General features: G+C 66.3%; 21 protein-coding genes. 5 read left to right on the plus strand and 16 right to left on the minus strand.

Translation table 11 applies throughout. The annotated features are described in order from the left end of the window. From E5206_RS17595 to E5206_RS17635, 9 genes are all read right to left on the minus strand, one after another. On the minus strand, positions 1–1,509 hold the full coding sequence (locus E5206_RS17595) for an ABC transporter permease (protein ID WP_205759959.1): 1,509 nt from the start codon (positions 1,507–1,509) through the stop codon (positions 1–3). Then, positions 1,506–2,897 (minus strand): ABC transporter permease, encoded by a 1,392-nt coding sequence (locus tag E5206_RS17600; protein ID WP_136323615.1) that lies wholly within the window; start codon positions 2,895–2,897, stop codon positions 1,506–1,508. Before E5206_RS17600 ends, E5206_RS17595 begins: the two co-directional genes overlap by 4 nt. Then, positions 2,890–4,467 (minus strand): ABC transporter ATP-binding protein, encoded by a 1,578-nt coding sequence (locus E5206_RS17605; RefSeq protein WP_136323616.1) that lies wholly within the window; start codon positions 4,465–4,467, stop codon positions 2,890–2,892. The genes E5206_RS17600 and E5206_RS17605 overlap by 8 nt, the downstream gene beginning before the upstream one ends. A 182-nt stretch (positions 4,468–4,649) precedes the next feature. Beyond that, positions 4,650–5,762, minus strand: a complete 1,113-nt coding sequence (locus E5206_RS17610) for a BMP family ABC transporter substrate-binding protein (RefSeq protein WP_136323617.1) — start codon at positions 5,760–5,762, stop codon at positions 4,650–4,652. Positions 5,763–6,036: 274 nt separating this feature from the next. Further along, complete coding sequence (locus tag E5206_RS17615) at positions 6,037–7,068, minus strand: NADP-dependent oxidoreductase (RefSeq protein WP_136323618.1); 1,032 nt, start codon at positions 7,066–7,068, stop codon at positions 6,037–6,039. Further along, positions 7,065–7,496: an organic hydroperoxide resistance protein gene (locus tag E5206_RS17620; RefSeq protein WP_136323619.1), complete on the minus strand. Its 432-nt coding sequence runs from the start codon at positions 7,494–7,496 to the stop codon at positions 7,065–7,067. Before E5206_RS17620 ends, E5206_RS17615 begins: the two co-directional genes overlap by 4 nt. A gap of 61 nt (positions 7,497–7,557) precedes the next feature. Further along, positions 7,558–8,022 carry a MarR family transcriptional regulator gene (locus E5206_RS17625; protein WP_136323620.1) on the minus strand — a complete coding sequence of 155 codons (465 nt, stop codon included), beginning with the start codon at positions 8,020–8,022 and terminating at the stop codon, positions 7,558–7,560. A gap of 98 nt (positions 8,023–8,120) precedes the next feature. After that, a complete protein-coding gene (locus E5206_RS17630; protein ID WP_136323621.1) occupies positions 8,121–9,320 on the minus strand; it encodes an amidohydrolase in 1,200 nt (399 codons plus the stop codon). Between the two features lie 98 nt (positions 9,321–9,418). Continuing rightward, the gene (locus E5206_RS17635; RefSeq protein WP_136323622.1) at positions 9,419–10,552 is read right to left on the minus strand and encodes a sugar phosphate nucleotidyltransferase; all 1,134 of its coding nucleotides are present in this window, start codon (positions 10,550–10,552) and stop codon (positions 9,419–9,421) included. Between the two features lie 297 nt (positions 10,553–10,849). Between E5206_RS17635 and sdhC the strand changes: the two genes are divergently transcribed. From sdhC to E5206_RS17660, 5 genes are all read left to right on the plus strand, one after another. After that, a complete protein-coding gene (gene sdhC / locus E5206_RS17640) occupies positions 10,850–11,185 on the plus strand; it encodes a succinate dehydrogenase, cytochrome b556 subunit (RefSeq protein WP_056347392.1) in 336 nt (111 codons plus the stop codon). A 2-nt stretch (positions 11,186–11,187) separates the two neighbouring features. Further along, positions 11,188–11,667, plus strand: a complete 480-nt coding sequence (locus tag E5206_RS17645; RefSeq protein WP_136323623.1) for a succinate dehydrogenase hydrophobic membrane anchor subunit — start codon at positions 11,188–11,190, stop codon at positions 11,665–11,667. A gap of 119 nt (positions 11,668–11,786) precedes the next feature. Then, a complete protein-coding gene (sdhA, locus tag E5206_RS17650) occupies positions 11,787–13,586 on the plus strand; it encodes a succinate dehydrogenase flavoprotein subunit (RefSeq protein ID WP_136323624.1) in 1,800 nt (599 codons plus the stop codon). 1 nt (position 13,587) lies between these two features. Then, a complete protein-coding gene (locus E5206_RS17655; protein WP_136323625.1) occupies positions 13,588–14,370 on the plus strand; it encodes a succinate dehydrogenase iron-sulfur subunit in 783 nt (260 codons plus the stop codon). A gap of 103 nt (positions 14,371–14,473) precedes the next feature. Continuing rightward, entirely contained in the window at positions 14,474–15,238 is a 765-nt protein-coding gene (locus E5206_RS17660) for an alpha/beta fold hydrolase (RefSeq protein ID WP_136323626.1), read from the plus strand. Here the strand turns inward: E5206_RS17660 and E5206_RS17665 are convergent. From E5206_RS17665 to glyA, 7 genes are all read right to left on the minus strand, one after another. Beyond that, complete coding sequence (locus E5206_RS17665) at positions 15,201–16,268, minus strand: YihY/virulence factor BrkB family protein (RefSeq protein ID WP_240690208.1); 1,068 nt, start codon at positions 16,266–16,268, stop codon at positions 15,201–15,203. The genes E5206_RS17660 and E5206_RS17665 overlap by 38 nt on opposite strands. A gap of 55 nt (positions 16,269–16,323) precedes the next feature. After that, positions 16,324–16,962 (minus strand): 2'-5' RNA ligase family protein, encoded by a 639-nt coding sequence (locus E5206_RS17670; protein WP_136323628.1) that lies wholly within the window; start codon positions 16,960–16,962, stop codon positions 16,324–16,326. Between the two features lie 4 nt (positions 16,963–16,966). Continuing rightward, positions 16,967–18,010, minus strand: a complete 1,044-nt coding sequence (gene trpS / locus E5206_RS17675) for a tryptophan--tRNA ligase (RefSeq protein ID WP_136323629.1) — start codon at positions 18,008–18,010, stop codon at positions 16,967–16,969. 19 nt (positions 18,011–18,029) lie between these two features. Continuing rightward, on the minus strand, positions 18,030–18,863 hold the full coding sequence (locus tag E5206_RS17680) for an exodeoxyribonuclease III (RefSeq protein WP_136323630.1): 834 nt from the start codon (positions 18,861–18,863) through the stop codon (positions 18,030–18,032). A gap of 10 nt (positions 18,864–18,873) precedes the next feature. Beyond that, positions 18,874–19,464, minus strand: a complete 591-nt coding sequence (locus E5206_RS17685) for a hypothetical protein (RefSeq protein WP_136323631.1) — start codon at positions 19,462–19,464, stop codon at positions 18,874–18,876. A 180-nt stretch (positions 19,465–19,644) separates the two neighbouring features. Further along, positions 19,645–20,586, minus strand: coding sequence for a bifunctional methylenetetrahydrofolate dehydrogenase/methenyltetrahydrofolate cyclohydrolase (locus E5206_RS17690; protein WP_136324210.1), 942 nt, complete (start codon positions 20,584–20,586; stop codon positions 19,645–19,647). 4 nt (positions 20,587–20,590) lie between these two features. Continuing rightward, positions 20,591–21,901, minus strand: a complete 1,311-nt coding sequence (gene glyA / locus E5206_RS17695; protein ID WP_136323632.1) for a serine hydroxymethyltransferase — start codon at positions 21,899–21,901, stop codon at positions 20,591–20,593. Positions 21,902–21,997: the final 96 nt, after the last annotated feature.

Consider the following 21,997-nt stretch of genomic DNA (forward strand, 5'->3'; position numbering starts at 1 on the left):
TCAACCCTTGACGTACGGTATGCCGTCGGCCGCAGGCGGCCGCGAGCGTCCTACGAGTCCGGCCACCGCGATCACCGTCAGCGCGTAGGGCAGCATCGCCATGAACTGGCTGGGCACCGGGGACCCGATGATGGTGATAATGCTCTGCAGGTTGTCGGCGAAGCCGAACAGGAGTGCGGCCAGGAAGGCGCCGATGGGATTCCAGCGGCCGAAGATCATGGCAGCCAACGCTATGTAGCCCCGGCCGCCGGACATGTCCTTGCTGAACGCGTCCACCGAGACGAGGGTGAAAAAGGACCCGCCGATGCCGGCAACCGCACCGCCCATCAGGACGTTGCGGAACCGGGTCCGGTTGACGTTGATGCCAACCGTGTCCGCGGCCTGGGGGTGCTCCCCGACCGCCCTCACGCGCAGGCCCCACTTGGTGTGGAAGAGCCCGACGTACACAACGATCACGGCCACGTACATCAGGTATCCGACCAGCGACTGACGGAACAGGATCGGTCCGATGATCGGGATGTCGGCGAGGAACGGGATGTCCACGGTCTGCAGCCGGCCGGGCTTGTTCAGGTGCTGCGGGTCGGCCGTCAGCAGGGTGGAGAACAGGAAGCTGGTGAGCCCGCTGATCAGGACGTTCAGTACAACGCCGACAATGATCTGGTTCACCAGGTATTTGATGCTGACGACGGCGAGCACGAGTGATACCAGGGCGCCGGCTACCGCCGCGGAGACCAGGCCGAGGTAGACGTTTCCGGTTATTGTCGCGACCACGGCGGCAGAGAAGGCGCCCAGCAGCAGCTGCCCTTCAATCGCGATATTGACCACGCCGACACGCTCGCAGAGCACGCCGGACAGAGAGCCGAATACCAGCGGAACGGCGAGCGTCACCGATCCGGCCAGCAGCCCGCCCAGGGAGATCGACGGCTCGCTGTCCCGGCCTCCGGCGACGATCCAGACCATGAATCCGACCAGGAAGACGACGGCGAACGCTCCTCCCAGCCAGCGCGGCGTGCGGCGGTGCCGCAGCGTCAGGAAGATGGCGTACCCGGCCAAAGCCAGCAGAAGGACCGAACAACTCCATCCCGCGGCCATCGACGGCACGGAAACCTTTTCGACCCGGGTTACGCCCAGGGCGGCCAGGCCAAGCACCACGACGGCGGCGATGGTGGCTGCCGGAATCCAGCGGTTCACAACGCCGCCCTGCCGGCGGCGGGCGGCCCAGAGATAGGCCAGATAGGCTGCGGCGGCCAGCGCCACCACCAGGGTCACCCATGCAGCGGCGTTGGACGCGTTCGGGTCCCTCGCCTCGGCAATGCGGAAACCGGCCGTCTTCGCATTGCCCATCAAGCCGAAGAGAATGGTGGCCAGCACGGCCAGCAGTCCGAGTCCGATGCCGGCCTTCCAGCTGACCAGTTCGGAGGTCGCTGACTTGGCCGGGCGGGAACCCGCAGACGGCGCAGTTTCCTCCGCCCGCGGCTGGCCGGCTGGAGATTGTGTTGTGGCGTTCATGCTGCCGCTCCGCTCGTCACGCCGCCGGCCGTTGAACCGGCGGTCCCGCCCCTGGTGGATTTCTTCTTACGTGGGTTGAGCCCGAAGATCGCCCGGACAAGCGGCGGCGCCGCAATGAACAGCACAATCAGGGACTGGATGACCAGCACGATATCGATCGGCGTCTGGGTCTGCGCCTGCATGGCCACACCTCCGGCCCGGAATGCGCCGAAGAGCAGCCCCGCAAAGAAGGTTCCCCACGGCGTGGAACGTCCCAGCAGCGCCACGGTGATCGCGTCGAAGCCGATGGAGGCTGCGACGCCCCCGGACAGGTACTTCTCTGTCCCCGACACCTGGGCGATGCCTGCCAGGCCTGCCAGGGCGCCGGCGATCGCCATCACCAGGATGGTGGCCCGGGAAACGTTGATGCCCGCGGTCCTGGCGGCGCTGGGGTTGGCGCCCACGGCCCGGAATTCAAAGCCGACCGTGGAGCGGTTGAGCAGCCACCAGACGAATGCCGTGGCCAGCAAGGCAACGATGAATCCCGCGTGCAGCCGGAACTGGGCTCCCAGCAGTTCCGGGAACAGCGCGTTCTGGTCCAGGAACGGCGAAATGGGATTGGTGGAGCCCTTGCGCTGGAAGGCGGGGGTCGTCAGCAGGAACAGCAGGAGGAAGTTGGCAATGTAGTTGAGCATGATCGTCACGATCACCTCGTGGGCCCCGGTCCTTGCCTTCAGCAGGCCCACAACTCCGCCCCACACCGCGCCGCCGACCAGGCCGGCAAGGATGACGACCAGCAGGTGCAGCCCCACCGGCAGGTGCCAGGCGAATCCGGTGTAGGCGCCGAACAGGGCGCCGAAGATGATCTGCCCCTGTGCACCGATGTTGAACAGGCCCGCACGGAAGGCGAGGGCAACGCCCAGGCCGGCGCAGATGAGCGGGGTGGAAACCGTCAGGGTTTCCGTGATGGGGTACATCTGCGCGGCCAGGTCAGTGCCCGCCCAGTTGAAGATGGATCCCTGGACCAGGGCAGTGTAGGGGCGGAAGACCTCGGTCAGCAGATCTCCTGGCTGGGCCATGAAATAGCCCGCGGCGGCGGCGACCTTGGGGTTGGTGACAGCCATCAGGATGCCGCCCAGCACGATCGCGAGGAGCACGGACAGCACCGACACCATGGCGTTGCCGGTGAAGATCTGATGCAGCACGGTTTCGCCGCCGGGCCGTCCCCGGCCCCGCGGGCTTGCCGGCGGAACAGCCGACGGCGGGATCTGGCCGCCGGCGGTGTCAAGAACCACGTCGGAGGCGATAGCGTCGGCCGGGGTCGGCGGGAGCGCACTGTCCGCGGCGGACTCCTCCGCCCTGTGTTTGCGGTGCGGAGCAACCGGCTCCGGCGTCGTCTTCTCAGACATCTGCGTCTCCTTCATTGCCGGCGGCATCCACGACCGGACGGGTGTGCGCCGCGGCGCTGGCTTCGGCTTCGTCGGCCGGGACGCCGGCCATCATCAGGCCCAGGACGTCGCGGGAGGTGGTGGCCGGGACGATGCCCACCAGCCGACCCCGGTAGAGCACGGCAATGCGGTCCGCCAGCTGCACCACCTCATCGAGTTCGGTCGAGACGATCATCACCGGGGTTCCGTGGTCCCGTTCAGCGATGACCCGTTTGTGGACGAATTCGATGGAACCCACATCCAGCCCCCGGGTCGGCTGCGAGGCGATGAACAGGCGCAGCGGCCGGGACAGCTCTCGGGCCAGCACAACCTTCTGCTGGTTTCCGCCGGACAGCGTGCCGACGGCTGCGGTGACGGTCGAGATCCGGACGTCGAATTCCTCCACTTTTTTCGCGGCGTTTTCGGCGATCACCGAAGGCTTCATGCCGAGGCCGCGGGCAAAAGGCGGCTTGTCGTAGAGATCCAGGATCATGTTTTCCGAGATGGACAGGGTGCCGATCAAGCCGTCGACAGTCCTGTCTTCGGGCACAAAACCAACCCCGGCTCCCAGGATGTGCTTGACGCTGCGGCCGAGCAGCTCTTCGCCGTCCAGCGTGATGGATCCGGAGGCATGCGGCTGGACTCCAAGGATGGCTTCGGTCAGTTCGGTCTGGCCATTGCCCTGGACGCCGGCGATGGCCAGTACTTCGCCCTTGGCAATGTCGAAGGAGAGATCGTCAACGGCGTGCTGGCCATTGTGGTCAACCACGGTCAGGTGCCGCACCTTGAAGGTGACGTCCCCGATCCGGGGCGCCCCCTTCTCCAGCGTCAGGCTGACAGCGCGTCCGACCATGGCGGATGCCAACTCGCTGGCGGAAGCTGTGGGCTCGGCCTGGCCGACGACCTTGCCGCGGCGGATGACGGTGATGGTGTCCGAAATCGCCTTGACCTCGCGAAGCTTGTGCGAGATGAAGACGATCGACTTGCCGTCCCTTTTGAGCTGCCGGATGATATCGAGCAGTTCGTCGGTCTCCTGGGGGGTCAGCACGGCGGTGGGCTCATCCAGGATCAGGACCTCGGCGTCCCGGACCAGGGCCTTGATGATTTCAACCCGCTGCTGGACACCGACCGGGAGGTCTTCGACCATGGCGTCCGGGTCGACGTCGAACCCGTACTGGTCCGAGATCTGCCGGATCTTGCGGCGCGTCGCTTCCAAATCCAGGAAGCCGGCCGCCTTTGTCGTCTCATTGCCCAACGCGACGTTTTCGGCCACGGTGAAGACGGGAATCAGCATAAAGTGCTGATGCACCATGCCGATGCCGGCAGCCATCGCCTCGCCGGGATCCTTGAACACAACGGGCTTGCCGTCGATCAGGATCTCGCCCTCGGTGGGATCGTACAGGCCGTAGAGAACATTCATCAGCGTGGATTTGCCTGCGCCGTTCTCGCCCAGCAGGCAGTGCACCTGTCCCGGCTCGACCACCAGGTCAATGTGGTCATTGGCTACCAGGGACCCGAATCGCTTCGTGATCCCTCTCAGTTCGAGTTTCAAAACCCCAACCAATCTCTGTGTGTATGGGTCTGCCTCGGGCGCGTTACCAGCGGCAGGCCAACGGGTAGTGCCAGCCTAGTGTCCGCAAGGGTCGTTGGGCAGCGTGGGCTGGTGAACAGACAGGGCGCGCTGCCCTTCGGCCGGGGTAACGGCGGAAGGGCAGCGCGCCCCGCGGTTGCAGCCTATTTGCTCGGGCTGGACTTCGATTCAACCTTGACGTTGCCCGAGACGATGTCCTTCTTCAGCTGGTCCAGTTCGCTCTTGAGATCAGCCGGTACGGCGGAATCCTGATCGTGGAACGGCGCCAGTGCCACGCCACCGTTTTCCAGGGTGCCGATGTACGGTGCGGCATCGAACTTGCCGTCCTTGTCATCCTTGATGACCGTTTCAACGGCGGTCGCCATGGTCTTCTGGACGGAAGAGAGGATCACGGACTTGTAGTCCGGAGCCGTGAGGTAGCCGTCGGAGTCAACCCAGATCAGCTTGGCGTCCTTGCCCTTGGCCTTGGCCTCCAGAATGGCGCTGCCCGCACCGGAGCCGACGGGACCGGCGACCGGAAGAACGATGTCCGCGCCCTGGTCCAGGAAGCCCTGGGTCAGCACCTTGCCCTTGTCAACCTGCTTGAAGTCACCGACGAAGGTACCGTCCTGCCTGGCCTTGTCCCAGCCAATAAGCTGGACGTTCTTGCCCTTCTTGTCGTTATAGTACTTCACGCCATCGGCAAAACCGTCCATGAAGATCGTGACCGTGGGGATGTTGATGCCGCCGAAGGTGGCAACCTTCCCGGTCTTCGACGTTCCCGCAGCCAGGTAACCGGCCAGGAAGGCTGCCTGGGCCGTGTCGTAGACGATCGGCTTCACGTTCTTGGGGAAGGTCGAATCGTTGTAGTCGATGATCGCGAAGTGGCTGTTCGGGTTTGCCGTGGCGATGGACTTCGTGGCGTCGCCCAGCAGGAAGCCGACGGTGACGGTGAGCTTGCAGCCCTGCTGCACCATGGAGCGCAGATTGGGATCGTAGTCCGTGTCAGCCTTGGACTGGACGTGCTTCTCCTGGATGCCCAGATCCTTGACGGACTGCTGCAGGCCCTCGTAGCCGGACTGGTTGAATGACTTGTCATCGAAGCCGCCGGAGTCGGAGACCATGCATGCGGTGTAGTCCGACTTCGTGGCGCTGCTCGAGCCGCCGGATGAGGACGGGGCGGCCCCGCAGCCGGTCAGCAGGAGAGCGGCCGCACCCGCGGCCGCAACTCCGGCCGCAGAACCTCGCTTGAGGGTTGCACGCAGTGAGTTCTTCAATTTTCCTCCAGGAAGAAAGAGTAGGCGCTACGACGGGCGTTCAATGAGTGGGTGTTTCCGGTGTTCCACTGAAACTGGAGTTTTCACTGACGGCTTCGCAGCACTGCGCCGAGGCGCACTGATGGACGTTACTTTAGTGTCCTGGGACACGTTTGCTAGCACAGTACTCTGTGAATTCCCAGATTGTTTAGAACTTGTTACCTCGCAGTAGCCGCCACTGAAGTTCCCTCCGGTGGCGGCCGGTTGCGCCTCCTGTGCGCAACCGGCCGGGGCGCTAGATGCGGACGAGCATCTTGCCCGTATTGGCGCCGTCGAGCAGGTCGATGAAGGCCTGCGGCGCGTTTTCCAGCCCGTCCACGATCGTCTCGTCGTAGCGCACGGTGCCGTCGGCCAGCCAGGCCGACATCTGGGCGGCGAATTCCGCCGCGTGCTGCCGCTGGCCGCCGACGAGGAAGCCCCGGAGCGTCAACTGCTTCCCGATCGCCAGGGCCAGGTTGCGCGGGGCCGCCGGCGCAACGGTTGCGTTGTACTGGGAAATCGCCCCGCACAGGGCCACACGCCCGCCCACGTTCAGTTCCGAAAGGGCCGCCTCAAGGTGCTCGCCGCCGACGTTGTCGAAGTAGACGTCGATGCCCTTGCCGGCCGCCGCCTCCCGGAGCTGTTCCCGCACCGGACCGTCGTGGTAGTTGAAGGCGGCGTCGAAGCCGAGTTCGAGCAGCCGCGCGACTTTCTCCGGGCTTCCGGCGCTGCCGATCACGCGGGAGGCGCCCTTGGCCTTGGCGATCTGCCCCACCAGCGAACCCACGGCGCCGGCGGCACCGGAGACGAAGACGGCGTCGCCGGGCTTGAACCCGGCCACCTTCAGCAGGCCCGCGTAGGCGGTGAGTCCCGTCATGCCCAGGGCACCGAGGAACGCCGGCGCCGGGGCCAGGTCCGTGCGCGCCGGGGTGGTGGCCTCCGCATCGACGACCGCGTACTCGCGCCAGCCGAGCTGATGCACGACGGCGTCGCCTACCTTGCGGTCGGCGGAACGGGAGGCGATGACCTCACCGACGGCGCCGCCGTCGAGCGCCGCGTCCAGCGCAAACGGCGCGGAGTAGGACTTGGCGTCGTTCATCCGGCCGCGCATGTAGGGGTCCACGGAGATGTATAGGTTGCGCACCAGGACCTGGCCGTCCTGAAGTTCCGGCAGCTTCGTTTCGGCGAGCCGGAAGTTCTCCGGCCGTGGACGGCCGTGCGGCCGCGAGGCAAGCTGGATCTCCCGCGTGCTGGTCGGGAGGGTAGTGGTTTCGGCGCTGGTGCTCATGCGGCGACCTCCAGGATCTTGATGTCGACGGTGATGTTTCCACGGGTGGCGTTGGAATACGGGCAGATCTGGTGGGCCTTGGCCACGAGGGCCTCGGCGGTCTGCCGGCCGACCGCGGGCAGCGCGATCTCGAGCTCCGCGGCAAGGCCGTAGCCGGCACCGTCCGCGAGGGCGCCGAAGTGGATCCTGGCCGCGACCGCGGAGTCCGTCAGGTCCACCCGCTCCTTGCGTCCCACGAGGCGCAGCGCCGAGTGGAAGCATGCCGCATAGCCGGCCGCGAACAGCTGTTCGGGGTTGGTGCCTTCCCCGTTGCCGCCGAGTTCCACCGGGCTGGCCAGGGTCACGTTGAGCTTGCCGTCCTGGGTCCGGGCGTTGCCGTCGCGGCCCTCGCCTGATGCCAGTGCTTCTGCCGTATAGAGAGTCTTCATGGGGATTCCGTTCCGTTGTGTGGCAAGTGCGCGGGATTTCCGAGCCTGTGGGTGGGAAGTGTCAGTGGGAGGAATGCAGCGCGGCGGCGAGCCGGTTCAGGGTCTCCCGGAGTTGGTCGAGTTCGGCGCCGGAGAGCCCGGCGGCATCCGCCAGCCGCTGCGGGATGCCGGCCGCCCCGGCGCTCAGCGCGGTGCCGGGGTCGGTCAGGAAGATCTCCACCCGGCGCTCATCCGCGGCGGACCGCCGCCGCTCCACGAACCCCAAGGATTCAAGCCGCTTCAGCAGCGGCGAGAGCGTGCCCGAATCGAGCCCGAGCTCCTCCCCCAGCCCGCGGACGCTGCGCGGCTGCTCCTCCCAGAGCACGAGCATCACGAGGTACTGCGGGTAGGTCAGGCCAAGCTCTTCGAGCATCGGCCGGTAGGCCGCGGTGGCGGCACGGGACGCCGAATACATCGCAAAGCACAACTGCCTGTTGAGCCGGAGGGCATCCGGCCGGCCTACTGCGGGGATCGGAGCGCCTGTCATATGGAAATGATAGCCCACAATTGAATTGTGCACAATTGAATTGCGGATGGTTGAGGCGGAAGGGGCCCGTTGTGGCGGACTGCCGTGGGAGGTGCGGCCTAGAGGTCGCGGAGGGTGCGCAGCGCCGCTGCGGTGAGGACCCGGATGCCGATCCCAAGGGACCGCTCATCGAGGATGTAGTCTCCGCGGTGGAGGTCGTACTCTTCGCCGCCGGGGGTCATGGTGCCCAGGCGCATCATGGCGCCGGGAAGGTCCGCGAGGAACCAGGCGAAGTCCTCCCCGCCCATGGACTGCGGCGTCAGGACGACGGCACCCTCGCCGATCTCGGCACGGGCAGAGGCCTCGATCAACGCGGTTTCGTGTTCGGAGTTCACCACGGGAGGCACGCCGCGGGTGTGCTCCAGGCGCACGTCGACGCCGTACGGGGCGGCGATCTGCTGCACGACGTCATCGAGGATCTCGCCGGCACTGTGCCAGGCGTCGCGGTCCAGGCAGCGCATCGTGCCAGCCATGTAGCCGCTGCCCGGAATGGCGTTCGGGGCGGAGCCGGCGGAAATCTGGCCCCAGACGACAGAGACGCCACTGCGAACATCGACGCGGCGGGACAGGACCGCCGGAACGTTGACCGCGATCTGGGCCAGCGCGAAGACGAGTTCCTCGGTCAGGTGCGGGCGGGAGGTGTGGCCGCCGCGCCCCGAAAGTTCGATCTTGATGGTGTCCGAGGCGGAGGTGATGGCGCCGATCCGGGTCCCGATCTTGCCCACCTCAATCCGGGGATCGCAGTGCAGGGCCAGGATCCGCGGGACGCCTTCGAGGACACCCTGCTCGATGCAGGCATGCGCGCCGCCGGGCATGGTTTCCTCGGCGGGCTGGAAAATGATCCGGACGGAGCCGCGCAGCGGAGCGGCCTCGTGCATGCGCTGCAGGACCAGGGCGATGCCCAGCATGGTCGTGGTGTGCACGTCGTGCCCGCAGGCATGGGTGACCCCGTGGTTCTTCGAGGCGAACTCGAGGCCGGTGTCCTCGATGATGGGAAGGGCATCGATGTCGCCGCGCAGGGCGGTGGCGATGGGTCCTTCGCCGATGTCCACGGTCAGGCCGGTGCCTTCGAGGCGGCGGGGCTTCAGGCCGGCAGCCTCGAGCCGTTTCGCGAGCCTGTCCGTGGTGCGGAACTCCTTGAAGGACAGCTCGGGGTGCGCGTGCAGGTCACGCCGGAAAGCGATCAGTTCCGGGAGGAGGGGCTCCAGCCACGGCCCCACCACAGTGGTGGGTTCGGCTTCAGTAGTGTAGTTGCGCACAGGGTAACTCTAGCGACCACACAATGATTAGCGGCATCGCATACGGCGCGTTACGGATTCCTGAACATCCCGTGCCCGCGCCGGCGCCCGCCTGGCGGCTACAGGACGTCGGTGTCGCCCTTGGCCTTGAGCGCGTCGACGGCCTGCTTGACCCGCTGGGAGTGTTCCTTCGTGGTGACCAGCAGGGCATCGGGGGTGTCCACGATGACCACGTCCTTGATACCGATCAGGGCGATGACGCGCTTGGTGTCGGAGACCACCACGCCGCTGGCGTTTTCGGTGAACACACGGGCGCCCTCGCCGATGACGGTGACGTCGTCGACTTCCTTGGCGCTGTTGAGCCGGCCCACGGAGGCGAAGTCGCCGACGTCGTCCCAGCGGAAGGTGCCGGGCACCACCGCTACATCACCGGCGGCGGCGGCAGGTTCGGCCACGGCGTAGTCGATGGCAATCTTGGGCAGGGTGGGCCAGACTCGGGCGGTGACTTCGTCCTGCAGCGGGGTGTCCCAGGCCTTGGCGATTTCCTGCAGGCCCGCGAAGAGCTCGGGCTGGTTGGCTTCGAGATGCTTGAGCATAAGAGAGACCGGGGCCACGAACATGCCGGCGTTCCAGACATATTCACCGCTGTCCACGTACTGCTGGGCGACGTCCTCGCTGGGCTTCTCCACGAACTCGACGACGGCCTGGGCGCTGGGGGCCCCGGAGATGTTGAGCGCGGCACCGGAGCGGATGTAGCCGAATCCGGTGGAAGGGTGGGTGGGCTTGATGCCGATCGTGACGATTTTCCCCGCCGCCGCGGTGTAGATGGCCTCGCGCACGGCGTCCTGGAACAGGCTGTCCGGGCTGATCACCTGGTCCGCGGCGAAGGAGCCCATGATGGTGTCCGGATCCCGTTCGTAGAGGATGGCTGCGGCAAGTCCGATCGCCGCCCCCGAGTCCTTGGGCTCGCTTTCCAGTACCAGGTCGGCCGCCTGCACCTCGGGCAACTGGCGGCAGACTGCCGCCCGGTGTGCCGTTCCGGTCACGACGAGCACACGCTTGCCCGCGAGTGGCTCCAGACGGTCGTATGTCGCGCGCAGCAAGGTGCTGCCGGAACCCGTGAGGTCGTGGAGGAACTTGGGGGCTGCTGCCCGCGACAGCGGCCAGAGACGGGTCCCCACACCGCCTGCCGGAATCACCGCAATAAAACGGTCAAGGGGCGAATTCTGGCTTGTCACTTTTTCTGTACTCATCACGGCTACTTTAGCCGAACAGCCCGCAAGGGACCGTGACCCGCACCCTGGGACACCCCCGAAAGCCCGCCAGTGTGGCGTTCGTCTCAAAACCGGGCACCGCGCCCGGTGCCGTCACGATCTATGCCTTGAATTGAATAAGCTGTGAGCGAAGCCTAGATTTAGGCTTGAGCTTACGAGTGCTCTCGCAGCCGGCGTTCCCCCCGCGTGGATCCCATGCCAGCGCCGCTGTGTCGCAGGGAGGTTTATTCAGTGCCGACAAAACCAGCTGGCACCTTGTACCGCGGCCGTGAAGGCATGTGGTCCTGGGTTGGACACCGCATTACCGGTGTTGTGATCTTTTTCTTCTTGTTGGTCCATGTGCTGGACACCTCATTGGTGCGTGTGTCCCCCGAGGCATACACCGCCGTGATCGGCGCCTACAAGAATCCCCTGATGGCCCTGGGTGAAACGGGCCTTGTCGCAGCGATCGTGTTCCACGCCTTCAACGGCCTGCGGATCATCGCCGTCGACTTCTGGAAGAAGGGCGCGAAGTACCAGCGCCAGATGCTGTGGACGGTGCTGGCCCTGTGGGTCGTCGTCATGGTTGGCTTCTCCATCCGCCACCTTTCCCTCGCCCTCGGAGGTCACTAGCCATGAGCGCCACCATTCAGCCCCCACGTAGTGGAAAACTCAGTAGCGGAAAGATCCAGCCGCAGTACCGCCGCAGCGGTCCGTCCAGGGGCAACTTCGAAATGCTGGCATGGCTTTTCATGCGGCTTTCGGGCGTTGTCCTGGTGGTCCTGATCTTCGGGCACCTGACGGTCAACCTGCTCGTCGGCGAGGGAATCCACGCGATCGACTTCGGTTTCGTTGCCGGGAAGTGGGCCGACCCGTTCTGGCAGGTCTGGGACCTCGCCATGCTGTGGCTCGCCATGCTGCACGGCACCAACGGCGTCCGGACCATCATCAACGACTACGCTGAGAAGGACTCCACACGCCTCTGGCTGAAGATTGTCCTCTTCGCGGCTACCGCCGCCATCATCATCCTGGGCACCCTGGTGATCTTCACCTTCAACCCGTGCCCCGTGGTCAGCGGTGTCCAGCTGCCGGGCGGTTTCTGCCCCGCGCCGTAAGGGCGCTTCCGTAACGGATCCCCGCCCGCCCGTCGCAGGCAGGATATCCACGAGATTTCACCGGACAGGCTTCGCCGGCCGGTGTTTTACAGCGAATTTTGAGAGAAAGAGCGTCTGGTATGCAGGTCCATAAGTACGACGTCGTCATCGTCGGTGCCGGTGGCGCCGGGATGCGCGCGGCGATCGAATCCGGTCAGCGCGCGCGAACAGCAGTACTGACCAAGCTCTACCCCACCCGGTCCCACACCGGCGCGGCGCAGGGCGGCATGTGCGCGGCCCTGGCGAATGTCGAGGAAGACAACTGGGAGTGGCACACCTTCGACACCATCAAGGGTGGCGACTACCTGGTTGACCAGGACGCCGCCGAGGTCATGGCGAAGGAAGCGATCGACGCCGTCCTGGACCTGGAAAAGATGGGCCTGCCGTTCAACCGCACACCCGAGGGCCGCATTGACCAGCGCCGGTTCGGCGGCCACACCCGGGACCATGGCAAGGCTCCGGTCCGCCGCGCCTGCTACGCCGCCGACCGCACCGGCCACATGATCCTGCAGACCCTGTACCAAAACTGCGTCAAGCACAACGTCGAGTTCTACAACGAGTACTACGTACTGGACCTGCTGACCGTCGAGGAAGACGCCGTCCGCGAGGACGGCACCCCGTACAAGCAGAAGCGTGTCGCCGGCGTCGTCTCCTACGACCTCGCCTCCGGCGAGCTGCACGTCTTCCAGGCCAAGTCCGTGATCTTCGCCTCCGGCGGCGCCGGCAAGGTCTTCAAGACCACCTCCAACGCCCACACCCTCACCGGTGACGGGATGGGCATCGCGTTCCGCCGCGGCATCCCGCTGGAGGACATGGAGTTCTTCCAGTTCCACCCGACAGGCCTCGCGGGCCTGGGCATCCTCCTCTCCGAGGCCGCCCGCGGCGAAGGCGCGATCCTGCGCAACTCCGAGGGTGAACGCTTCATGGAGCGCTACGCCCCCACCATCAAGGACCTCGCCCCCCGCGACATCGTGGCCCGCTCCATGGCCAACGAAGTCCGTGAGGGACGCGGCTGTGGTCCGAACAAGGACTACGTCCTCCTTGACCTGACCCACCTCGAGCCGGCGCACATCGACGCGAAACTGCCGGACATCACCGAGTTCGCCCGCACCTACCTCGGCGTCGAGCCCTACACGGAGCCGGTTCCCGTCTTCCCGACGGCGCACTATGCCATGGGCGGCATCCCGACCAACATCAAGGGCGAGGTCCTCCAGGACAACGACACGGTCATCCCGGGCCTGTACGCCGCCGGCGAGGTCGCCTGCGTTTCGGTGCACGGCTCCAACCGCCTGGGCACCAACTCGCTGCTGGACATCAACGTCTTCGGCAAGCGCTCGGGCATCAATGCGGCCGAGTACGCCAAGACCGCTGACTATGTCGAACTTCCGGCTGACCCGGAGGGCTACACGCTGAACCTGCTGGACCACGTCCGCACCTCCGAGGGCACCGAAAAGGTCGCTGCGATCCGCAAGGAACTGCAGGACACCATGGACGCCAACATGCAGGTGTTCCGAACGGCGGACACGCTGAACCAGGTCCTGAAGGACATCGCCTCCTTCGACGAGCGGTACCAGCGCATCAGCGTCCAGGACAAGGGCAAGCGGTTCAACCTTGACCTGCTCGAGGCCGTCGAGCTGGGCTTCCTGCTGGAGCTGGCCAAGGTCATGACCGTGGCCGCCCTGCACCGCGAGGAATCCCGAGGCGGACACTTCCGCGAGGACTTCCCCGAACGCGACGACGAAAAATTCATGAAACACTCCATGGCGTACAAGGATGAGCATGCCCCGGCGGACGGATCTGCGGAGGCAATTGCAGGGATCCGGCTTGGCACCAAACCGGTTGTCTTTACGCGCTACGAGCCGATGGTGAGGAAGTACTAAGATGACCGCCGAACTTGCTGAGCCAGCCTCCAAGATCGAACTGCCCGCCCACATCGGGGGCGGCGGGGAGATCCCGTCCTTCGACGTCCACCTGCGCGTGCGCCGCTACAACCCCGAGGTCTCCGAAGAGTCCACCTGGGATGACTTCCACGTCACCATGTACGGCACCGACCGTGTTCTCGACGCCCTGCACAAGGTCAAGTGGGAGATCGACGGCAGTGTTTCGTTCCGCCGTTCCTGTGCCCACGGCGTCTGCGGTTCCGATGCCATGCGCATCAACGGCCGCAACCGCCTTGCCTGCAAGACCCTGCTCAAGGACCTGGACACGTCCAAGCCCATCACCGTTGAGCCTATCAAGGGCCTGCCGGTGGAGAAGGACCTGATCGTGGACATGGAGCCGTTCTTCCAGTCCTTCCGCGAGGTGATGCCCTTCCTGATCAACCGCGGCCACGAGCCCACCAAGGAACGCCTGCAGTCCGCCGAGGACCGCGAACGGTTTGACGACACCACCAAGTGCATCCTGTGCGCCGCGTGCACCTCGTCCTGCCCGGTGTTCTGGACCGACGGCCAGTACTTCGGCCCGGCGGCCATCGTCAACGCGCACCGCTTCATCTTCGATTCGCGCGATGATGCCGGCGACATGCGCCTGGAGATCCTCAACGACAAGGAAGGCGTGTGGCGCTGCCGCACCACCTTCAACTGCACCGAGGCATGCCCCCGCGGCATCCAGATCACGCAGGCCATCGCAGAGGTCAAGCAGGCCATCCTGTCCCGCAAGGTCTAGCAACTGGTTCGTCAGAACCAAAGGAAACAGACGACGACGGCGCCTCTCACCTTCCGGGTGGGGGCGCCGCCGTCGTCTACCCGCCCACATGAAAGGGCCCACGGTGTCCAGTTCCGAAAAAGTCTCCTTCCAAGGTTCCACCGGCGAAATGCTCTCCGGCATCATCGACGTCCCCGAGGGGAAAGTGAAGGGTTGGGGCGTCTTCTCGCACGGCTTCACGCTGGGCAAGGACAGCCCCGCGGCGTCCCGGATGTGCAAGGCGCTGGCCGACAACGGCGTGGGCATGCTCCGTTTCGACAACCTCGGCCTCGGCGAATCCGCCGGGCTGTGGTCGGAGGGGTCCTTCAGCCACAAGGTGGCGGACACCGTGAAAGCGGCCGAATTCATGAACGCCTCGGGCCGGGCGGTCTCACTGCTCGTGGGGCATTCCTTTGGCGGAGCCGCCGTCCTGGCCGCGGCCCGGCAGATTCCGGACCTCGACGCCGTGGCCACCGTCGGTGCGCCGTTTTCGCCCAAGCACGTGGCCCACGTCTTCGATGCGGCGCTGGACCGCATCCTCAGCGAGGGCAGCGCGGAGGTGGACCTGGGCGGCAAGCGGGTGGAGATCCGGCGGCACTTCGTCGAGGACCTCGAGAACGCCGATCTGACCGACTGCATCAGGGCCCTGCACAGGCCGCTCATGGTGCTCCACTCCCCCACGGACAACACGGTGGGGATCGAGAACGCCAGCACCATCTTCCAGACGGCGCGGCATCCACGCAGCTTCGTCTCGCTGGAGGGCAGCGACCACCTGCTGACGGGCAAGGGGCAGGCTGCGCGGGCGGCGAAGATTATCTCGGCGTGGGCCGATCAGTACCTCGATGCCTGAGCACGGCTGAGCGCTCACTCCGCTGTTTTCCCGCAGCCTGTTTTCCGGCAGGAGGCGTTTTGCCCGGCTGCACCTGGCGGGCGCCCCAGCCGTTCGTCGTGGCCGCGGGATCCGCCCTCAGGTCCTCGTCGCGGACCGCGGCCCAGGCTGCCGAGACCAGGTAGACCTGGCTGACGAGGTTGAACCAGATCAGCAGGCCGATGATGATGGCGAAAGGTGCCAGGATGGGGTTCCGTCCGGCACCGGCCAGCAGTTCGGCGCTGAAGATCTGCAGCACGGCCGTGCCCACCGCGGCCAGGCCGGTGCCTTCCAGCAGGGCGCGCCTGGCCAGCTTCAGCCCGGCCGCGAGCCGGAACATGACCAGCGCGGTGCACCAGCCCAGCAACAAGGGCACGGCGATCTTGACCGAGGTGGTCAGCGGGCCGGCCACCAGGGGGTCAAGGTGGAGTTGCCCGGTGACCCAGCCGGCGGCCGTGCCGAAGACCAGCGAGACGCCGGCGCTGATCCCCAAGGCCACGCCCAGGAGCAGCAGGATACCGGCGTCGCGCAGCTTGACCAGGACCGGGTTCAGCTTCCGGGGCCCCAGCCGCATCACGCCCCGCAGGCCGTCGCGGAGGCCATCAATCCAGCCGAGCGAGGTCACCAGCGTCACGACGGCGGCGATCGCGGCCGTCCAGCCGAGGCCATTGGGGTTCAGCAGGTCCTGCGGATCGACCAGGCCCTGTCCGCCGTCGACCTTCAAGAGGCCGGGGGCATTGATGGCAACGCTGCTGATGACCCGGTCCAGCAGCGCCGGCTGCCCGCGCAGCACCAGCCCAGCGACGGAGAAGCCGGTGGCCAGCAGGCCGGTGACCGAAAAGAACATCCGGAAGCCGATGCCGGCGCTCATCAGCGGACCATGCTGGAGGCTGTAGTGCTGGAAGGCCCGGATGGGCCGGACGGCGTTGAGCCGGGCGAGGAGCCACTGGAGCAGCGGCAGCAACGCGGCCGGCCCTCCACCGCCGGAACGGCGCGCCTTTCCCCAGTCGATCCTCTTGCGGATGACTTCCAGCTTCAGCCGGGCCAGTTCGGTGGGAAGCGGAGGATCAGCGGACGGCTGCTGAGCCGTCCGGGCCTCTGTCGTCGTCAGGTGCGGTGCCAAAGTCAAGCTCTTCCCGTAGCTGCCATATGCCATTGTCGTCGTGCTCGTAAAGTCCCATGCTAGCCACCGGGAACGTGGCCCTGTAGTCCTTGAGCGCCGTTTCGGCCTCATCGAGGCTTTCCGGTGCCACGTCGTGGGCCACGGTGACGTGCGGGTGGTAGGCGAAGGGAAGTTCACGTTCCAGCGGCCCGGACTGGAGCTTCCGGTGCAGGCTGACGCAGTCCCCGAAACCGTCCTCGACGTTGAGGAAGACCACCGGGGAAACCGGCCGGAAGGACCCGGTGCCGGCGACGGTGACGTTGAATGGCGCCTGCTTGCGTGCGATCTCCCGCACGTGGCGGCGCGTCGCTTCCCAGTCCTGCGTCATGGTGGTGGTCACCAGGGTGATGTGCGCCGGGATGACACCGGCCATGGGGTCGCCGAAGGAGGCACGCCAGCGCTGGAGTTCGTCGGCGATATCCGCCGGGAACCCCAGGATCACGCCGATGCTGACGCCTTCGCTGCGGGCCTGTCCGTCGCCGCCCGCGCCGCGGGCACGGACGCGCGAAACGTCGTCGGCGGTGGCTTTGCTGACGGACGCCATCGGCCTAGCGGACTCCGGCCAGGCTCAGCGACGGCAGGAACCCCATGCGCTCATACACCTGGGTGAGCGTCACTGACGCGATTTCGCGGGCGCGCTCGGCGCCCTTTGCCAGCAGCCGGTCCAACTCCGCCGGATCCGCCATAAGCTCCTGGGTGCGGTTCCGCAGCGGCGTGATGAAATCCACCATGACCTCCGCCAGATCCGCCTTCAGGTGCCCATACATCTTGCCCTGGTACTCGGTTTCCAGCTCCGCGACCGATTTTCCGGTCAGCGTGGAATAGATGGTCAGCAGGTTGGACACACCAGGCTTGGCCTCTGCATCGAACCTGATCTCGCTGCCGGTGTCCGTCACGGCGGACTTGATGCGTTTGGCGGCGATCTTTGGGTCCTCCAGCAGCTGGATGGAACCGTGGGGTGACCCGCCCGTCTTGGACATCTTGGCGGTGGGACTCTGGAGGTCGTAGATCTTGGCGGTGGCCTTGAGGATGGTGGCCTCAGGCACCGTGAACGTCTGGCCGAAGCGGGTGTTGAAGCGCTGGGCCAGGTTTCGGGTCAGCTCAAGGTGCTGACGCTGGTCCTCGCCGACGGGCACCAGGTCAGTCTGGTAAAGGAGGATATCGGCGGCCATCAGGGTGGGATAGGCAAACAGGCCCACGGTGGCGGCGTCGGCGCCCGCCTTCTGCGTCTTGTCCTTGAACTGGGTCATGCGGGACGCTTCGCCGAAACCGGTGATGCAATTCAGCGCCCAGGCGAGCTGCGCGTGCTCCGGCACATGCGACTGCACAAAAAACGTGCACTTGTCCGGGTCAATGCCGGCAGCAATGTACTGCGCGGCAACCACGCGGGTGCGCTTGGCAAGCTCGGACGGCTCGAAGTCCACGGTGATGGCGTGGAGATCGGGGATGAAGAACACGGCGTCGTATTCCGCCTGCATGGCCACCCAGTTGCGGACGGCGCCGATGTAGTTGCCCAGGTGCAGTGAATCCGCCGTGGGCTTTGCACCCGACAGGATGCGCTTCTTGGTAACAGGGGTGGTAGAGCTAGTCATTCGCAGAAAACCTTCGGGTTTAGAGCCGGTAGTCCACTACCAGCGGGGCGTGGTCGGAGAAGCGGGTGTCCCAGGACGGTGCCCGGTCGACAACGGCTGACACTGCGGCAGCAGCGAGGGCGGGCGTGGCCATGTGGTAATCGATGCGCCAGCCCGTGTCGTTGTCGAAGGCCTGGCCCCGTTGCGACCACCAGGTGTAAGGGCCGTCGACGTTACCCGCCAGGCCCCGGTGAACATCCTTCCAGCCGATTTCCCCGCCGAAGAAGCGGTCGAAATATGCGCGCTCCTCGGGAAGGAAGCCGGCACGCTTGACGTTGCCCTTCCAGTTCTTGATATCCAGTTCGGTGTGGCCGACGTTGAGGTCGCCCACCACGAGGGCATGGTCACTGTGTTTGGCCAGCTCAGGCAGCCGGCTGAGCATCACGTCCAGGAACCGGAACTTGTCGTCCTGCTTGGGGGTGCCGGCCTCGCCGGAGTGCACGTAGGCGCTGACGACCGTCAGCTGCGAAGCCTGCCCTTCGGCGTTCCGGACGGTGTAGTCCGCTTCGACCCAGCGCCCGGTGGTGGCGAAGAAGTCGTCCCCGATCCCGACGCGGGTGGCGAGCGGCTCTTCGCGGGAGGCTATCGCGACGCCGGCGCGGCCCTTGGCCTCGGCTTCGGCGTGCAGGATGTGCCAGCCCTCGCCGAGGAGTTCATGGACGATCGCGTCAGGGGCGCGGACTTCCTGGAGGCAGAGGATGTCCACTTCACGGGGCTCCAGCCATTCCGCCATGCCCTTCTTGTAGGCGGCGCGCAGGCCGTTGACGTTGACTGATGCGATACGAAGGTGGTCCTTCTTCAATGCCGAGCTCACCCGATCCACTCTAGTCGATGATGGTTCCGGTCACGGGCTCGTCGGCGCCGCCGGCGGACTTGATCATGTCCCGCGCGTTCGTGGCGGTGATCGCGATGGTCTCCAGCGCCCGGCGGATCGTGTCCTGGTCCGAGGCCTCGCCCTTGGCACGCTCCTGCTCGACGACGCGGACCTGCACCTGGACGATCTTGAAGGAGTGGTCCAGCTTCAGGTCCCGGACTTCGTCCGCCTCCCGGCGTTGACCCCCCCGGCGTTCCTCCACCAGGCGGGTGCCGCCATGGTCGGCGCTGCCCGACGACGGCGCCCGGCCGGTCGCCGCGCTGAACGCGTTCTGCGCCTCGGTGAGTTTGGCGGTCGCCCTCCGGGCTGCCTTCTGGATGCTGAAGACGACGAAGGATGCCAGGGCGAGCCAGAAGGCGGCGATGATCGCCACGACCCAGCCCACGACGTCGTTCTGGTTGGCCGCGAAGATCACGGCCACGATGAACGCGATGATGAAGACCGTCATCCCGAGCCCGCCGATGCGGAACATGGAGAACCGGCCCGTCGCGGCGTTGAACGCGGACGGCTTGGAAGACGGGGAGTTGCCGAGAGTTCGCATGAGCCCATTATCGCAAACCCCGGCCGCCGCCTGCCCCGCTTCCACCCCGGGCGAACGGGCCGCCGGGGCCCGGGGCTTCAGCAACAGTTTCCTGGGACCGCCACCTCCCGAACAGCGGCAGGGCACCTGGTCCCGGAGGATCAGGTGCCCTGCGGTCAGGGAAATGCCTTGGCTGGTCCCTCAGTGGCTTTCGGAGAAGCTGTCCGCCGCCAGCTGGCGTTCCGCGGTTTCGACCACGTTGGCCAGCAGCATGGCGCGGGTCATCGGGCCCACTCCCCCGGGGTTCGGGGAGAGCCAGGCGGCGACGTTGGCCGCGGCGGGGTCCACGTCTCCGGTGACCACGGCCTTGCCGGTGCCGTCGTCGACCCGGCTGACGCCGACGTCGAGCACGATCGCCCCGGGCTTGAGGTCCCCGGCCTTGATCAGGTGCGGCACGCCGGCCGCGGCGATCACGACGTCGGCCTGCCGCAGTTCCGCGGGCAGGTCCACCGTGCCGGTGTGGGCCAGGATGACGGTCGCGTTGACGTCCCTGCGGGTCAGCAACAGACCCACCGGGCGGCCGATGGTGACGCCGCGGCCGACGACGAGCACGCGCTTGCCGCTGAGCTTGATCCCGTGCCGGGACAGCAGCTCGACGCAGCCCTTGGGCGTGCACGGCAGCGGGGACTTCATGGGTCCGCTGACGTTGGCCACGAGCCGGCCCAGGTTCATCGGGTGCAGGCCGTCGGCGTCCTTCTCAGGGTCCATGGCCTCCAGGATGACGTCCTGGTCGATGTGCTTGGGCAGCGGGAGCTGGACGATGTAGCCGGTGCATTCCGGGTTCTCGTTCAGCTCCCGGACCACGGCCAGCAGATCGTCCTGGGATGTGTCCTCGGGCAGGTCGCGGCGGATGGAGGTGATGCCCACCTCGGCGCAGTCCTTGTGCTTGCCGCCGACGTACCAGGTGCTCCCGGGATCGGAGCCGACCAGGATGGTACCCAGGCCCGGGACGACGCCCCGGGCCTTGAGGGCGGCGACGCGTACCTTCAGTTCGGCCTTGATCGTGGCGGCGGTGGCTTTGCCGTCGAGGATCTGTGCTGTTGTCGCCGTGTTTGTTGTTGCCGTACCGGCCGTGTTGGTCATCCGCTTACCACTGCTCATGCTGCGGGTACAACGGGAAGTCGGCCGCGAGCTTGTCCACGCGGGACTGGAGCGCCTCGATGTCGGTGGCGGCGCCGGCCTTCAGTGCGGTGGCGATGATTTCCGCGACCTCCGTGAACTCCTCGGCGCCGAAGCCGCGGGTGGCCAGGGCCGGGGTGCCGATGCGCAGGCCCGAGGTGACCATCGGCGGGCGGGGGTCGAACGGCACGGCGTTGCGGTTGACCGTGATGCCGACCGAGTGCAGGAGGTCTTCCGCCTGCTGGCCGTCGAGCTGGGAGTTGCGCAGGTCCACCAGGACCAGGTGCACGTCGGTGCCGCCGGTCAGGACCGAGACGCCGGCGTCGGCCACATCGGACTGGTTGAGTCGGTCGGCGATGATCTTGGCGCCCTCCAGGACGCGCTCCTGGCGCTCCTTGAATTCCTCGGTGCCGGCGATCTTGAAGGCCACCGCCTTGGCAGCAATGACATGCATGAGGGGGCCGCCCTGCTGGCCGGGGAAGACGGCGGAATTGAGCTTCTTGGCCCAGTCCTGCTTGGCCAGGATCACACCCGAGCGGGGACCGGCGAGGGTCTTGTGCACGGTGGAGGTCACGACGTCGGAGTGCGGCACCGGGCTCGGGTGCAGGCCGGCGGCCACGAGGCCGGCGAAGTGCGCCATATCCGTCCAGAGCAGTGCACCGACCTCGTCGGCAATCGAGCGGAAGGCCGCGAAGTCGAGGTGGCGGGGGTACGCGGACCAGCCGGCGATGATGACCTGCGGCTTCTCGGCGATGGCCTGCTCGCGCAGTTTGTCCATGTCGATCCGGAAGCTGTCCTCCTCGACCTGGTACGCGGCAACCTTGTAGAGCTTGCCGGAGAAGTTGAGCTTCATGCCGTGGGTGAGGTGCCCGCCGTGCGCCAGGGACAGGCCCAGGATCTTGTCGCCCGGGGTGATCATGGCGGACAGTGCCGCGGCGTTGGCCTGCGCGCCGGAGTGCGGCTGGACGTTGGCGTATTCGGCGCCGAAGAGGTCCTTGACGCGGTCGATCGCGAGCTGCTCGGCGACGTCGACGTATTCGCAGCCGCCGTAGTAGCGGCGTCCCGGGTAGCCCTCGGCGTACTTGTTGGTCAGGACCGAGCCCTGGGCTTCCATCACGGCGCGCGGGGCGAAGTTCTCGGAGGCGATCATTTCCAGGGTGCCGCGCTGGCGGCCAAGTTCCTGGGCAAGTACGGCGGCGATTTCGGGGTCGAGCTCGGCCAGCGGCTGGTTGCTCACGGCGGCTGAGGAAAGGCTAACGGAAGAGGGAGAAGTGGTCACGAAGGACTCCTGGCTAGGCAACGGGCACTGCTTAAGGTCAGGTTACCGGTTTGGACGCTGCGGCGTCCTAGATTACGGGCCCCGCAAGGGAGGAAC

It is taken from the genome of Arthrobacter sp. PAMC25564 (assembly GCF_004798705.1).
Taxonomy (GTDB): domain Bacteria; phylum Actinomycetota; class Actinomycetes; order Actinomycetales; family Micrococcaceae; genus Arthrobacter.